The sequence below is a fragment of the Actinoplanes sp. G11-F43 genome (genome assembly GCF_050589265.1).
Classification (GTDB): Bacteria; Actinomycetota; Actinomycetes; order Mycobacteriales; family Micromonosporaceae; genus Actinoplanes.
This window is the reverse complement of sequence record NZ_JBNZCE010000017.1, coordinates 94,653-109,075: the sequence shown is the minus strand read 5'-3', so window position 1 is coordinate 109,075 and position 14,423 is coordinate 94,653. Positions and strand designations below refer to the sequence as shown.

The 14,423-nt window shown below is 69.9% G+C and carries 13 protein-coding genes; 8 read left to right on the top strand and 5 right to left on the bottom strand.

The genetic code is table 11. The annotated features are described in order from the left end of the window. Positions 1-2: 2 nt before the first annotated feature. Positions 3-1,370 carry an ABC transporter substrate-binding protein gene (locus ACQ0O7_RS19350; protein WP_430783524.1) on the bottom strand — a complete coding sequence of 456 codons (1,368 nt, stop codon included), beginning with the start codon at positions 1,368-1,370 and terminating at the stop codon, positions 3-5. A gap of 214 nt (positions 1,371-1,584) precedes the next feature. Next, the gene (locus ACQ0O7_RS19345) at positions 1,585-2,577 is read right to left on the bottom strand and encodes a LacI family DNA-binding transcriptional regulator (protein WP_430783523.1); all 993 of its coding nucleotides are present in this window, start codon (positions 2,575-2,577) and stop codon (positions 1,585-1,587) included. Between the two features lie 921 nt (positions 2,578-3,498). On the opposite strand from ACQ0O7_RS19345, the gene ACQ0O7_RS19340 reads away from it, so the two are divergent. From ACQ0O7_RS19340 to ACQ0O7_RS19310, 7 genes are all read left to right on the top strand, one after another. Then, on the top strand, positions 3,499-4,350 hold the full coding sequence (locus ACQ0O7_RS19340) for a hypothetical protein (protein ID WP_430783522.1): 852 nt from the start codon (positions 3,499-3,501) through the stop codon (positions 4,348-4,350). Beyond that, positions 4,299-4,937 (top strand): hypothetical protein, encoded by a 639-nt coding sequence (locus ACQ0O7_RS19335; RefSeq protein ID WP_430783521.1) that lies wholly within the window; start codon positions 4,299-4,301, stop codon positions 4,935-4,937. The genes ACQ0O7_RS19340 and ACQ0O7_RS19335 overlap by 52 nt, the downstream gene beginning before the upstream one ends. Positions 4,938-5,033: 96 nt before the next feature. Next, entirely contained in the window at positions 5,034-5,537 is a 504-nt protein-coding gene (locus ACQ0O7_RS19330) for a methyl-accepting chemotaxis protein (RefSeq protein ID WP_430783520.1), read from the top strand. A 138-nt stretch (positions 5,538-5,675) separates the two neighbouring features. Then, positions 5,676-6,074, top strand: coding sequence for a YchJ family protein (locus ACQ0O7_RS19325; protein ID WP_430783519.1), 399 nt, complete (start codon positions 5,676-5,678; stop codon positions 6,072-6,074). Between the two features lie 26 nt (positions 6,075-6,100). Further along, positions 6,101-6,952 carry a tryptophan 2,3-dioxygenase gene (kynA, locus tag ACQ0O7_RS19320; RefSeq protein ID WP_430783518.1) on the top strand — a complete coding sequence of 284 codons (852 nt, stop codon included), beginning with the start codon at positions 6,101-6,103 and terminating at the stop codon, positions 6,950-6,952. Continuing rightward, on the top strand, positions 6,949-8,181 hold the full coding sequence (kynU, locus tag ACQ0O7_RS19315; RefSeq protein ID WP_430783517.1) for a kynureninase: 1,233 nt from the start codon (positions 6,949-6,951) through the stop codon (positions 8,179-8,181). The genes kynA and kynU overlap by 4 nt, the downstream gene beginning before the upstream one ends. Then, a complete protein-coding gene (locus ACQ0O7_RS19310) occupies positions 8,178-9,494 on the top strand; it encodes an amidohydrolase family protein (protein ID WP_430783516.1) in 1,317 nt (438 codons plus the stop codon). The genes kynU and ACQ0O7_RS19310 overlap by 4 nt, the downstream gene beginning before the upstream one ends. A 91-nt stretch (positions 9,495-9,585) precedes the next feature. Here the strand turns inward: ACQ0O7_RS19310 and ACQ0O7_RS19305 are convergent, their stop codons facing one another. Next, complete coding sequence (locus ACQ0O7_RS19305; RefSeq protein WP_430783515.1) at positions 9,586-10,413, bottom strand: methyltransferase domain-containing protein; 828 nt, start codon at positions 10,411-10,413, stop codon at positions 9,586-9,588. Between the two features lie 220 nt (positions 10,414-10,633). Here ACQ0O7_RS19305 and ACQ0O7_RS19300 point away from each other — a divergent pair, with 220 nt between their 5' ends. Next, complete coding sequence (locus tag ACQ0O7_RS19300) at positions 10,634-11,659, top strand: Gfo/Idh/MocA family protein (RefSeq protein WP_430783514.1); 1,026 nt, start codon at positions 10,634-10,636, stop codon at positions 11,657-11,659. 197 nt (positions 11,660-11,856) lie between these two features. Here the strand turns inward: ACQ0O7_RS19300 and ACQ0O7_RS19295 are convergent, their stop codons facing one another. Further along, positions 11,857-13,296, bottom strand: coding sequence for a glycoside hydrolase family 130 protein (locus ACQ0O7_RS19295; protein ID WP_430784002.1), 1,440 nt, complete (start codon positions 13,294-13,296; stop codon positions 11,857-11,859). A 44-nt stretch (positions 13,297-13,340) separates the two neighbouring features. Further along, positions 13,341-14,423, bottom strand: coding sequence for a glycosyltransferase (locus ACQ0O7_RS19290; protein ID WP_430783513.1), 1,083 nt, complete (start codon positions 14,421-14,423; stop codon positions 13,341-13,343).

The window sequence follows — 14,423 nt, the reverse complement described above, 5'->3', positions numbered from 1 at the left end:
GCTCAGCTACCGGCCGCCAGCAGCTGGTTGACCTTCTCCTCGGCCGTCTTGAGCAGCTCGTCGACGTTCGCCTTCGGGTCGGTCAGGACCCCCGACATCGCCGAGTCGAGCACCGCGTAGATGGCCTGCGCGTCCCGCGGCTCGCCCTTGATCGGCACCGGGGTCGCCTCGAACAGCTGGAAGTTCGAGGTGTCGATGTTCGCGTTCGCCTTGCGCAGCTCCAGCTCCTGCTTCTGCGCCTCACTGCCGTTGGCGAACAGCAGCGGCTGCGGCAGGCCCACCGGGTAGTTCTGCGGCTTCGCCCGCACGTAGTCGAACTGGCCCTTGCCCGGAGTCAGCTTCTGGTACGCGATCCACTTCAGGCCGGCCTTGACCTGCTCCGGAGTGAGATCCTTCTTGAAGAAGTAGCCCTCGCCGCCACCGAGCGTGCCCTTCGCCGGGCCGTCCTGACCGGGCAGCGGCGCCATCGCCCAGTCCTCGTACTTACCCTGGAACTGGCTGACGATCGCCTGGGTGGTGTCCGGCGCGCCGACGAACATGCCGACCTTGCCGGCCGCCGCGTTGGTCAGCAGGTCACCCCACTGCAGCAGCTGGCGGGCGCCCATGCTGTCGTCGCCGTACCGCATGTCCTTCAGGTTCTGCAGGACCTGCTTGCCCTCCGGGCTGTTGAAGGCGGCCTTCTTGCCGTCCTCGCTCAGGATCGTGCCGCCGTGTGAGTAGATCAGCGAGGTGAAGTGCCAGCCGCCGGTGTTGCCGGCGCTGTACTCGGAGTAACCGGCGATGCCGTCACCCAGCGCGGCGATCTTCTTGGCCGCCTCGCGGACCTCGGGCCAGGTCTTCGGCGGGTTGTCCACGTCCAGGCCGGCCTTCGCGAACAAGGGCTTGTTGTAGACCAGGCCCATCGAGTAGTTCTTGGCCGGCACCGCGTAGATCTTGCCGCCGTCGGTGAACACCGCGGTCAGCGCCGGGTCGATGCTGTCCCAGGTGGGGATGTTCTCCTTGTTCGCATACGGGGTGATGTCCAGCGCCTGACCCGAGTCCAGCACCTGCTGCAGGTCGGTCATGTAGCCGTAGAAGACGTCGGTGGTGGTGCCGCCGGCCAGCCGGGCGGTGAAGTCCGGCGGGTTGTTGCACTGCTGGCCGACGCTGACGCTCTTGATCACGATGTCGGGGTTCTGCTTCTGGAACTCGGCGACGTCCGCGTTCCAGTTGTCGAGGATCTCCTTCTGGGCGGCGACCGGCTGGCAGTCGACCGTGATGGTGACCTTGCCGCCGGCCTCGGAACCACCGTCGTCGCTCTTCGTGGAGCACGCCGTCAGGCTGAACCCCAGTCCGGCCACGAGCGCGGCGGCCGCAACCTTCCGGAACATATTTCCACCCCTCTTATTACTTAGGGTTGTTTTCAGAGTGAGTGGAGTCACTGTAACTACGCACGCATGTTGCCGCAAGGTTTCGATCGTGCTTTGAAAAAACACGACTTCATTGCGTACGTTCGTGATGGCGTCTGTTTTGTCCCTCTTTTGGGCGCAAAAGAGCCGGCCCCGTTCTCGGGGCCGGCTCTACCCGGTCTTCTCTGCGGGCGGGCTATCTGTGGACCGGCCCGGTGGACCCGCGGACCACCAGCTCCGGCTCGAACAGCAGCTCGTCGGAGAACTCGTGCGCCTCGTCGATCTGGCTCACCAGCAGATCCACGGCCGCCTGACCCATCGTCTCGATCGGCTGCCGCACCGTCGTCAACGGCGGATCCGTGCAGGTCATGAACGCCGAATCGTCGAACCCGACCACCGACACGTCACTCGGCACCGCCCGGCCCAGGCGGCGGGCCGCCCGGATCGCGCCCAGAGCCAGCACGTCGCTGGCGCAGATGATGCCGGTGACGCCGCGCTCGATCAGTTTGGTGGCCGCCACCCGGGCGCCCTCCATCGAGAAACTCGACCGCTCCACCTCGGCCTCGGCATCCTGCGACACCTGGATCATCGCGATCAGCTTGCGGCGCGACGGGATGTGCCCCTCCGGGCCGAGCACCATGCCGATCCGCTCGTGGCCGAGTGAACGCAGATGTCCGTAGGCCTGCTCGACCGCGACCGCGTCGTCGGTCGACACCCGGGGGAAGCCCAGTTCGTCGACGCCCGCGTTGACCAGCACCACCGGCAGCCCACGCTCGGTCAGCCGGCGGTAGTGCTCGTGCGAGGCGTCGGCCAGCGCATACGACCCACCGGCGAAGATCACGCCGCTGACCTGGTGATCCAGCAGCATCTCCACGTAGTCGGACTCGGGCACTCCGCCGATGGTCCGCGCGCACAGCGCCGGGGTGAACCCGCGCTGCGCCAGCGAACTCGTCACCACCTCGGCGAGCGCCGGGAAGATCGGGTTCTGCAGCTCGGGCAGCACCAGGCCGACCAGGCGGGCGCGCTCCCCCCGCAGCTTGGTCGGCCGCTCATAGCCGAGCACGTCGAGCGCGGTGAGCACCGACGTCCGGGTGGCCTCCGAGACGCCGCTGCGCCCGTTGAGCACTCGGCTGACGGTCGCCTCACTGACGCCCGCTTTCTTGGCCACCTCAGCCAGTCGTTTCGTCACGTCGCAATCCTACGTCCTCTTATTGCAAAAACAGAACCGTCGACAGTCGCGCCTTGCAGAACTTTGCGCTCCCGTCGTCAGTCTGTCATGCCGCACCGTCCGCCCTCGTCCTCCGTCCGCCCTCTCCGGCTCCCGGTCACCTGCCCGTCCTGCGACTTCGTTCGCCCGCTTGCACTGTCCCCGTCGGGCCTCGTCCGCCCTCGATACGTCCGGATCCGGCACTCTGGTTCGTCCCGCGTCCGTCGTCCTGCGTTCGTCCCGTGTCCGTCCGTCCCGCGTCTGTCCGTCTCACCCCGCGTTGCCCTTCCTTTCCTGCATCCTTCTGCGCCTCTCTCCGGCCAGAACCCGGATGCGAGACGGCCGGGTGGCCGAAAGGATGGCGGGATGCGCCAAGCCTCCCCCGAGCCTTCTCTGGAAACGCTGCTCATGGAGGCCGGCCGTCCAGGCGCGGGCTCCGCCATCGAACGTCTGCTGAACCGGCTCACCGATATCGCGGTACCGCCCACGTCGCCACCCACCGGCGCCGAACCGGATCCCGCGGCCGCCGCAACCGCGCACCTCCTGGAGATGCGAACACTGACCGCTCTGGCCTCCCGACCTCGGCTGCTGGCCAGATTGGATGAACGCGCCCGTTCCTCCTGGTGGCGCGACGATGAGCAGTGGGAGGGGATCCACCGGGTGGCAGTGGCATCGTCGGCCGGCTCCCGACGGGGAAACTGGTCCCGCGCACTGGCAAAACTCTCGTTCCCAAGCGTCTCCTCTCCGAAGGGCTCGGCCCGAGGCGTGTCGGATTCGGGTCTCTCGGCCCAAGGCGTCCCGTCCTCAGACATTGCCCCGGATTCGGGGGCTGCGGGGCCGATCGCTGTGGCGCTGGCCGGGTTCGACCCGGACGGGCATGGCCGGGAACAGGCTGTCGCGATCATGGCGGCTCGTGTTCTGCCCGAACACCTGCCCTTCCTGGTGCTGCGCTGCGACGACTGGGTGTGGCAGGTGCGGTCCCGCGCCCAGGACGCGCTGACCACGATCCTGCGGGAGCGGCCCGGCGAGGTGTTGTGGGCGGTGTTGCCGATGGCCTCCTATCTGTCCGGCCGCCGGCGGGGCGGCGCGGCTCTGCGAATCGTCGAGAAACTCGTCGAGGATGAGTTCGACCGGGTCGCCCCGATACTGCTGCGGGTTGGTGACCAGCGCGGGCGGCGACTGGCGTACACCATTGGGGATCGTCTGGGTCGATGGACGTACTCCGATCTGCTGGGTTTCGCTCTGACCGACCCGGACCCGCTGGTGAGGTCGCGGGCGGCTGAGTCGGTCCGGGTGGAGGCCGTTCGGCGGGGTGACGTGGCGGCGCTGCGGAAGCTGGCCGGGGTGCGCTGGGCCGCGGTCCGGTCGCTCGCACTGGTCGGTCTCGCCGACCTCGGTCACGAAGATGAGCTATCCGCATATCTGGATGACCCAAGCCCGTTGATCCGCGCCTATGCCCGGAGTCGCACCGCCGACGCCGCGGGTCGATATCGGGCCGCGATCGCCGTCGCACCCACCCCTGAACTGCTCATCGGCCTCGCCGAGATGGGCGATCGGCGTGACGTCCCGCTTCTGACTCCGCTGGTCACCCATGTCGACGGCCGGGTGCGGGCCGCCGCTGCGCGGTCCTTGGCGCTCCTCGACTCGGTGCCGCTCGATGAAGCGATTCCGCTGCTCACCGATCCGGTGCCGGCCGTCGTACGGTGCGGGGTCACCACCGTCGGCTCCCGCTCGAACTGCCCTGGCGTCTCCTGACCGACCCGCGGCCGGAACTGCGCCTTGCCGGTCACCGCCTGCTGTCGGCCCGCGGCGTGATCCCCCGGATGGCCGGGGCACTCGTCCTGGCCGCCGATCCCGAGCCCCTGCTCGCCCGTCGCGGCCGCGCCGAGGCCCTGGACCTGATCCCGGCTCTGCGTGATCCCCGCCTGTATCTCGACGGGCTCTCCGCGCCGGACGGTGCTCTGACCTCTGACGAACTCGCCCGGCTCAGCAACCTCCGTCCGCCCGATGAACGAGCCCTGCCTGACGCTCTCCGCCCGCCCGGCGACCTCACCCGGCCCGGTGGCTCTGTCCGCCTCGACGGCCTCGCGCGGTCTGATGTCCCCGCGCCGCACGGTGGCCTCGCTCAGGTCGACCACCTCGGGCAGACGGGGGACGAGGGAGAGCCCGGGCCGGCCTCCCCAGCGGTGGCGGTGGAGCCGCCGGTCCGCGCGGATGCGGGGAAGCGGACGTGGACGGTCCTGTCGGCGCTGGCCGAGCGAGCCCGTCCGGCCCTCGGCGGCCACTGCGACCGACTGCGAACCGCCTTGATGGGCCTGGACCGACCCCGACGTCCGGAATGAGGGATAGAGGGTTCGCTGGATCCGGGCAAAACGCTTCGCGGCCACTGGGCGGGATGGGATGTTTTGAGCGATCAGGAGAAAGGGGTCGCCTCCGCCATGTCCGACTGGGATCAGAACGATGGCTGGTCCTCCAACGGCCAGCAGGACTGGTCCGCGCAGGATCGACAACGGGACTCGGTGCACCGGCTGGCCAACGTCAGCAACGACATGGCCGCGGCCACCGACGCCGCCGTGCGCGCGGCCGAGACGGCGGTGCGGGTGATCCAGCGGCTGGAGGCCAGCAGCACCGAGATCGGCAAGGTCGTGCAGCTGATCGCGACGATCGCCAAGCAGACCAACCTGCTCGCGCTGAATGCGACGATCGAGGCGGCGCGGGCGGGTGAGGCGGGCCGGGGCTTCGCCGTGGTGGCCAGCGAGGTCAAGGATCTCGCGAACGAGACCGCGACGGCGACCAGCGAGATCGGAACCCAGGTCGGGGGGATCCGGGCGGACACCCAGAACGCGGTCTCGGCGATCGAGGAGATGCAGGGACTCATCGAGGAGCTTGACCGCTGCCAGAAGGTGATCAGCGGAATCGTGGTGGAGCAGCAGGCCGGCTGACGGCTCGGGCGCCGTTGTCGTGACGAACATGCGCACATCAGTACCGGGAATCGGCCGGGGCCGTGTTCCGGCCTGTGGATAAACAGGGACTGTGGATAACTTCTGGCGCGCCCCGAGGCGTGGGGGAGACTTGGCGCCATGGCTCGCAGATCCCCCAGGACCAGGACGCTCCCCTCGCTCTGCCCGTGCGGCGGCGGGGCGTATTCAAGCTGTTGTGGCCCCCTGCACGACGGCAAGGCCGCGGCCGATCCGGAGACCCTGATGCGCTCGCGTTTCAGCGCCTACGCGCTGGACAACAGTGATTATGTGCTGGCGACCTGGCATCCGGAGACGCGGCCGCAGAGCATCGGGACGGAGTCCGGGCTTCGCTGGACCCGCCTGGAGGTGGTGGATCACAGCGGTGGAGGCGTCTTCGACGCGGAGGGGACCGTCGAGTTCCGCGCGCACTACGTCGACGGCGGCCGGCCGGGGGTGCTGGCCGAGAAGAGCCGGTTCGTCCGGCACGACGGCCGATGGGTCTACCAGGGCGAGCTGTGATCTGCTGAAGTCGAGGAGGATTCGTCATGTCCGCACAGCGCCCGTTGGAAAACGGCATAGTCACAAGCTTCAAGGTCAATCTCTCGTACGGTGAGTATCTCCGCCTGGACGACATCCTCGGAGCGCAACGCCCGGTCAGCGTTCCGGAGCATCACGACGAGCTGCTGTTCATCGTGCAGCACCAGACGTCGGAGCTCTGGCTGAAACTGATCGTCCACGAGTTGTTCGCGGTGCGGCAGTACCTGGCGAAGGACGAGCTCCGGCCGGCGCTCAAAGGGCTGGCCCGGGTCAAGCACATCCAGCGCACCCTCACCGAGCAGTGGTCCGTGCTGGCCACGCTGACCCCGACGGAGTACGCGGAGTTCCGCAGCTTCCTCGGCACCTCATCGGGTTTCCAGTCCTATCAGTACCGCGCGATCGAGTTCCTGCTCGGCAACAAGAACCGGGACATGCTGCGGATCTTCGACGAGCAGCCGGACGCCCGCGCCCTCCTCGAGGAGACGCTGACCAGCCCGAGCGTCTACGACGAGTTCCTGCACTTCCTGGCCCGGCGGGGGCACCCGGTGCCGGAGGCGATCCTGGAGCGCGACGTCACCGAGGCGTATGAGTACCAGCCCGACCTGGTCCCGGTCTTCCAGGAGATCTACGAGAAGGCCGAACAGAACTGGGACGTGTACGAGGCCTGTGAGGAGCTCGTGGATCTGGAGGAGAATTTCCAGCTCTGGCGGTTCCGGCACCTCAAGACGGTGGAGCGGACGATCGGCGTCAAGCGCGGGACCGGCGGCTCCAGTGGGGTGTCCTTCCTGAAGGCGGCTCTCGATCTGACATTCTTCCCCGAGCTCTACGCCGTCCGTACCGAGATCGGAGTGCCCCGTTGACCGACGACCTGCGGGCCCGTGCCACAGCACTCGACGCGGCGGATCCGCTCTCCGCGCTGCGGGGGCAGTTCATCACCCCACCGCCCGCCGAGCTGCTCTCCTACCTCGACGGCAACTCCCTGGGCCGGCCGCTGGAGGCGACCGCCCGGCTGATGGACGAGTTCATCCGTGAGCAGTGGGGCGGCCGGCTGATCCGTGGCTGGGACGAGGGTTGGCTGGAGTGGCCGATCACCCTCGGCGACCGGCTCGGCGCGGCGGCGCTCGGGGCCGCCGCCGGGCAGACCGTGATCGCGGACTCGACGACGGTGCTCCTCTACAAGCTGGCCCGGGCCGCCGTGGACGCGCGTCCCGGACGGCGCACCGTCATCCTGGACACCGACAACTTCCCGACCGACCGGTACGTTCTGGAGGGCATCGCCGCCGAGCGTGGCCTGCGCCTGGAGTGGATCGAGACCGATCCGGCCACCGGAATCGACCCGTCCCAGGTCGCTGAGGTGGTCGGCGAGGACACGGCGCTCGTGCTGTTCAGTCACGTCGCCTACCGGTCGGGATGGCTGGCCGACGTCGCGGAGATCAACCGGATCGCGCACGCGGCCGGTGCCCTGACCATGTGGGACCTGTGCCACTCGGCCGGTTCGGTCCCGATCCGGCTCGACGAGTGGGGTGTGGATCTCGCCGTCGGATGCTCGTACAAGTATCTGAACGGCGGTCCCGGCGCACCCGCCTTCGCCTATGTGCGGCAGGAGCTGCTCGGGGAGCTGAGGCAGCCGATCCAGGGCTGGATGGGGCATCGGGCCGCATTCGAGATGGGGCCTGGTTACGAGCCGGCCGCGGGTGCCCGGGCGCTGCTCAGCGGGACGCCACCGATCCTGGCGATGGTGCCGCTGCATGCCAACCTGGACATGCTCGCCGACGCCGGGATCGAGGCGGTGCGGGCCAAGTCGTTGCTGCTCACCGGGTTCGTGCTGGACCTGGCCGACGAGTGGCTGGCGCCGTACGGCGTGGAGGTGGCCAGTCCTCGGGATCCGGACCGGCGCGGCGGTCACGTGACGCTGCGGCGCGACGGGTTCCAGTCCCTGCTGGCACCGTTGTGGGACAGCGGTGTGATCCCCGACTACCGGCGGCCGGACGGGCTGCGGATCGGGCCGGCACCGTTGAGCACCAGCTTCAGCGAGGTCTATCAGGGGCTGGCCGTCCTGCGGGAGCTGCTGGAGAAGAGCCCACGATGAGCGTCGAATCGTCGTCCGGAGTGCCGGCCATCTGCGCGAGCGACAGCGAGGAGACGGCGGGCTGCTGCGGCGGAGCGAGCGGCGGGTGCGGGCTGTCCGCGCTGCGCCGCGCCTCCTCCGGCCCTCGCCCGACGGTGACGAGAGCCGAGGAGACCCCACTGCCGGAGAGATCCGACCCGGCACACGGCAAAAGACCCGGGGAACCGCCGGCGCCGGCCAGCACCGAAAACGGTGGCAGCGGGGCGGGTATCGGCGTGGCCGGAAGCGGCCCGGTGAGTGCTGGGCCGGGTGGGACCGGGCGGGTCGAGTGGCTGCTGGCGGATTCGGTGTGGTGGGGTGGGCGGCTCCGGACGGGCGTCGCGCTGCGGGTCGCGCCGGACGGTGTGGTCAAGCCGGTTCCGGCCGAGTTGGCTCCCGGTGGGGAGGGCACCCGCCGGTTCCCGGGGACGTTGTTGCCGGGGCTGGTCGACGCCCATGTGCATTCGGCGCTGGTCGATCTGGGCACGGTCCGGGCCGGTGGGATCGCCGAGGTGTGGGATCTGGGCGGGGTTCCGGCGGCCGTCTCCGACTTGGCCCAGCGGGCCCGGCTAGCGGGTGGGTTGCCGAAGATCCGGTATGCGGGACCGTTCCTGATCGCTCCGGGTGGTTATCCGAGCGACCGTTCGTGGGCGGCCGCGGGCAGTTGGCGGGAGATCGGGTCGGCGGCCGAGGCCGGTGCCGCGGTCGCCGAGGTGTGGGCGGCCGGGGCGACCCTGATCAAGGTGACCGCGCACACCGGCGGGCCGCAGCTCGCCCAGCCGGTGCTGAAAGCGCTGGTCACCTCGGCACACGCCGCCGGGCTTCCGGTGGTCGTGCACGCGGAGGGGGCGGGGACGGTGGCGACGGCGTTCACCGCGGGGGCCGACGTCCTCGCGCATACGCCGTGGACCGAACGGATCGACGACAGTCTGCTCCGGGCGTGCGCGCAGCGGATGACGTGGATCAGCACGCTGGACATCCACGGCTGGGGCGATCCGGATCCGGCCGCCGAGGTGGCCGTCGACAACCTGCGGCGGTTCGCCGGGTTCGGTGGGACCGTCCGGTATGGGACCGACCTCGGCAACGGGCCGCTGCCACCCGGGATCAACGCGCGGGAGATCCGGTTGCTGCAGGCGGCCGGGCTGACACCCGGGGCGGTGCTGACGGCGATGACCGAGAAGACCGGCACCACGCTGTCATGGATCTCCGGCGGGCTCGACCTGACTCCGGAGCGGTTCGCGGACGTGCTGGTGACTGCCCGGGTTCTGGACGCCGGAGTCCACCCAAGCACGTGACCGATCAAGCCCGCGGGTCCGATGGGGGTGGCGAGTGGTGAGCTGAGGGCCGGGCGGGGGGCGTACGGCGGCGGGGTCTGTGGGTTTTTGATCAGTTTTGTGTGGCGGCGGTTGCTACCCAGATCGTCAGGACTGCCAGGAACGTGCCGCTCGCGCCGGCTGCCTCGACGCATGCCAGCCACTCGTCGCGCAGGCCGGGTGGGGTGGCCCAGGCGTCCTCCGGGACGTCCGGGTTGACCATCGGCAGGACCACCGCCGCCGAAGCCGGTGTGGCGAACACGCAGGTCACCGGAGTCGCCGTCAGGTCGCGCAGGCCCGCCGCCACCAGCCGGCGGCGCAGCGTGCGGCCCATGTCGTGCTGTTGTGGGGTGAAGTGGCCGTGCACGTGGCCCAGCACCACGTCGGCCAGGCCGGCCGGCATGCCGTCGAAGGCCAGCGACCCCCAGTCGGTGTCCACCAGGCAGATCCGGCCACCGGGACGGGTCACCCGGATCAGCTCGGCGATCACCTCGTCCGCGTCGTCGACGTGCTGCAGAACCCGCTCGCACCACACCCCGTCGACGTGCGCGTCCGGCAGGCTCAGGTCGCCCGCGTCGCCGGTCAGGTAGTGCACGTTGCTGCCGTCGTGCCTGCTGACCGCGGCCGCGGTCACCGCCGACGAATGGTCGACCGCCAGCACCTCGCCACGCGGGCCGACCCGGGCGGCCAGCAGCCGGGCCACCTCGCCACTGCCGGAACCGGCGTCCAGCAACCGCTGGCCGGGCTCCGGGCGCAGCATGTCGAGGGCGGTCCGGCGGACCCGCTGGATCTCCGGATGCCGGCCCATCGCGGTGAGCGCGTCGAGCACGATCTCCGACATCTGGGCGGGGAGACCGTCGATGTCGGAAAAGGGCGTCCGGTCCTTCTGCGCGGGTTCCATCCCGCAATTGTTCATCCCGATGTCGCCGATCGGCCGTCGCCGTCATCCATCCGACAGGCGCGGCACCTGCTCTTTCGCTAGATCAAGCGGCTGATGTGCGGAGTCGGCGCACGGTTCGGGCAAGAGATCGACCCATACGCTCAGTAATGTTTCGCGCATCACACGTGAGCGGTGAAATCGCTGGCAACAGGCAGGCAACCGATGTGTAAAAATTCCGGACATGATCGAACGGGTGAAGTTCGGGCTGGTCGGTTTCGGCACCGGCGGCCGGGTGTTCCACGCGCCGCTGATCGCGTCCGCGGCGAACATCGAATTCGTCGGTGTGGTGACCACCTCCGAGGAGCGTCAGGCCCAGGTGGCCGCGCAGTTGCCGGGTGTCGCGACGTATGACTCGATCGCGGCGCTGGCTGCCGACGGGGTCCAGGCCGTGGCCATCTCCACACCGGCCGCCACCCATGCGGCTCTCGCCCTGGAGGCGATCGAGGCCGGGCTGGCGGTCGTCGTCGACAAGCCGTTCGCTCTGGACGCGGACTCCGCCCGCAAACTGGTCACCACGGCCGAGGAGGCGGGGGTGCCGCTCACCGTCTACCAGAACCGGCGGTGGGACTCCGACCTGCTGACCATCCGCAAGCTGATGGAGAACGGCTCGCTCGGCACGGTCCGCCGGTTCGAGTCCCGGGTGGAGCGCTGGGCCCCGGACCGGCTGCCCGGTGCCGCCGGTGGGGGCACCCTGCTGGACTTCGGTTCCCACCTGGTCGACCAGGCGCTGCAGCTGCACGGCCCGGCCGACCGGGTGTTCGCCGAGCTGCACGGTCCGGACGGCGGGCTGGACGACGACTTCTTCCTGGCCCTGCACCACACCAGTGGTGTCGAGTCGCACCTGTGGGGCTCGTGGCGGCAGGCCGGCCCGGGCCCCCGGTTCCGGGTGACCGGCACCGCCGGCACGTTCATCTCGCCGGAGCTGGACTACCAGGAGACGCTGCTGAAGGCGGGCAAGACGCCGGCCCAGATGGGCGAGCGCTGGGGTGTGGAGCCGGAGCACCGCTGGGGCCACCTGTTCCGGGGTGCCACCGGCGCACCGGTGGAGAGTTGCCGGGGCCGGTGGGACACGTTCTACCCGGCGGTGGCCGAGGCGGTCGCCGGCAACGCGCCGCTGCCGGTGGACCCGTGGGACTCGGTCCGCGCCATGGAGATCCTGGACGCGGCCCGCGAGAGCGCCCAGACCGGCACCGCGGTAGCCGTCTGACCCACCGACCCGAGCGTGGAGATCTGCGGCGCGAATCGGACCGCAGATCACCACGCGGGTTGTGGTGATTTGTGGCGCGAAGCGGACCGTAGATCTCCACGTGGGCTGTGGTGATTTGTGGGGCGCAGCGGACCGTAGATCTCCACGTGGGCTGTGGTGATCTGCGGCGCGCAGCGCACCGCAGATCACCACGTGGGCTATGGGGTTACCGGCTGCATGCGGTGCAGGAGGCGGTCCAGGGGCATGCTGGCGAAGCTGATCCGGACGTCACTGGAGGCGTACGGCAGCCAGAACCGCCCGTCGTGGACCAGGCCGCCGCACGAGTAGAGGACGTTGGGCACGTACCCCTCACGCTCGATCTCGTCCGGATCGATCAGCCCCTGCGGCAGGTCGGCGATCACCTTGGCCGGATCGTCCAGGTCGAGGAGCATGGCGCCGATGGCGTACCGGCGCATCGGCCCGACCCCGTGGGTGAGCACCAGCCATCCGGCCTCGGTCTCGATCGGGGAGCCGCAGTTGCCGACCTGGATGAGATCCCAGCCGCGGTGGGGCAGGAGCACCGGGCCGACGTGCTGCCACCGGTGCTGTTCGTCGCGCACGCTGAGGCCGAGGGTCTCGCCGTCCGAGCGGCAGAGCGCGTACTTCCGCCCGTTGATGTAGCGCGGGAACAGGGCCATGCCCTTGTTGCGGGCGGCCGGCCCGTGCAGGGTGGTGACCTCGAAGTGCCGCAGATCCCGGGTGAAGATCACCCGGCCGGCGATGTTGAAGCCGTCGTACGCGGTGTAGGTCGCCTGGTAAGCCATCCGCCCGTCCGGGTCGAGGACCTGAACGAACCGGGCGTCCTCCATGCCCCGCGACTCGGTCGGTGTGGACGGCCACAGCACCCGCTGGTGCAGGGGGACGGTGGCCGGGAAGGTGACCGCGTAGTCGGAGCCGACGATCCGCCGGATGGATTCCAGCGCGGTCGGGGTGCTGGGCCGGGCCAGGAGTTCCGCCGGCAGGTGGCCGAGGATCTCCTCGAACTCGTGGTCGTCGTAGCGTTCCGGCAGGGCGTTGAGCACGTACGCGGAAGCCTCGTTGTCGATCTCCTCTTCGGCGAGGGCGGCGCAGAGCTGGTGCCGCATGTGTTTGGCGCCGACCCGCTGCCCGATCAGCAGTGGCCCGTCCCGGTCCTCCAGCCGTAGTGCCGCGCCGGGCCCGAGGATGGCCGAGCAGAAGCCGACGGACGAGATGTGCCCTTCGCCGATCTGGCGCAGGCTGAGGGCGACCCGGAGTTCGCCGGGGAGCAGTTCGCTCTGGTCCGGGTGCGGGACCATGGACGGGTTGCACAGGGCGGCGGCCTCGACCGAGAACTCGTGGCTGAAGTAGGCGCCGATCAGGGTGCGCGCGGCGGGCGAGAGTTCGATCTCGGGCGGCACCCGGTGCTGGACCACCTCGTAGTGGTGCTGGAAGACCCCGAGGATGTCGTGGTGCCGCCCGGAGAACCGGGTGAGCACGTCGTCGAGCAGTGAGTTGATGTCGCTCTCGTCGAGTTGCAGGATCCGTTCGATCAGCATGGACGCCCGGTTGTGGACGGCGTGCGCGTCCTCGCCCGGTACGAACAGTTTGATCACGACGCGCCGGCCGTCCGGCGCCATGGTGAGGTTGTGGCGGGTGATGTCCGTGGTGTTCACCGTTGCAGTCACGTCGGGCCGCCTGACGGTCGGGTCGCGCTACGGCTCGCCAGCGTGCGGGCATGCTGGAAGGTGGAGACGAGCGCGAGAGTGGATTCGGCTCCTTGGTTCAGATTAGGACCATTGGCCGTCAACCCGTCATAACATCCGCCAGTATCCGCGTCGTACATGACGGATCCGGTGTCGTTGTCCCCGAGGAACCAGGTGATCGCCTGGAACAGCGGGGCGTCCCAGCGTTCGTCGCCGGTGACCGCGGCGGCGACGGCACAGGCGTCGGCGGTGGCCGCGGCTTCGATGGGTTGCTGGTCGAAGCGGTGCCGTGGGCCGTCGCGCAGCAGACCGCCGACCGGGACCGTGGACAGGTGGCCGTCGCACTCCTGCACGCCGCACAGCCAGGTCAGCATCCGCAGGCCGTCGCCGAGCAGGGCTTCGTCGCCGAGCAGGTCGCCGGCGTCGATGAGGACTTCGGCGAGGGCCGGGTTGGCGTACGTCAGGTCGGGTTCGGGCCACATCCAGGTGGGATCGGAGCCGGGCAGCCCGATCACGGTGGCCGCGTCGCCGAGCAGTTCGGCGGTCGCCGGGTCGTGCGGCCCGGCCCGCAGCATCTCGGCCGCGCCCAGTGCCGCGAACGCCATCGCCCGGGGCCAGGTGGAGCGTCCTTGCAGGCCCTGGCGGAAGGCGGTGGCCGCCTCCCGCCGGATCCAGCCGTTCGGGCCGTGTGCGGCGGCGGTGCCGAGCCCCCACATGGCCCGTCCCCACCAGTCGCCGAAGCCGGGCTCGTCGAGCCAGTGGCGTTCCCAGGTCATCCGGTTGCGGAAGCCGCCGTCGGCGCCCTGGGCGTGGGTGAGGAAGGCCAGGTAGCGCTCGGCCAGCCGGACGAGTTCCGGGCCGGGCCGGGGTTCCCGGGCGATGACGAGCAGCCCACGGGACACGTCGTCGACGCAGTAGCCGTGTTCGCGACGGGCGATCGCGTCGCGGGCGTGTTCGAGCAGCCCGGTGTCGTCGGAGAGCCGGAACACGTGGTCCCAGCGGGGTTCGGGCACGTCACGCAACTGGAGGGGCGGCGGGAGCAGCCGCAGCGTCTGCACCAC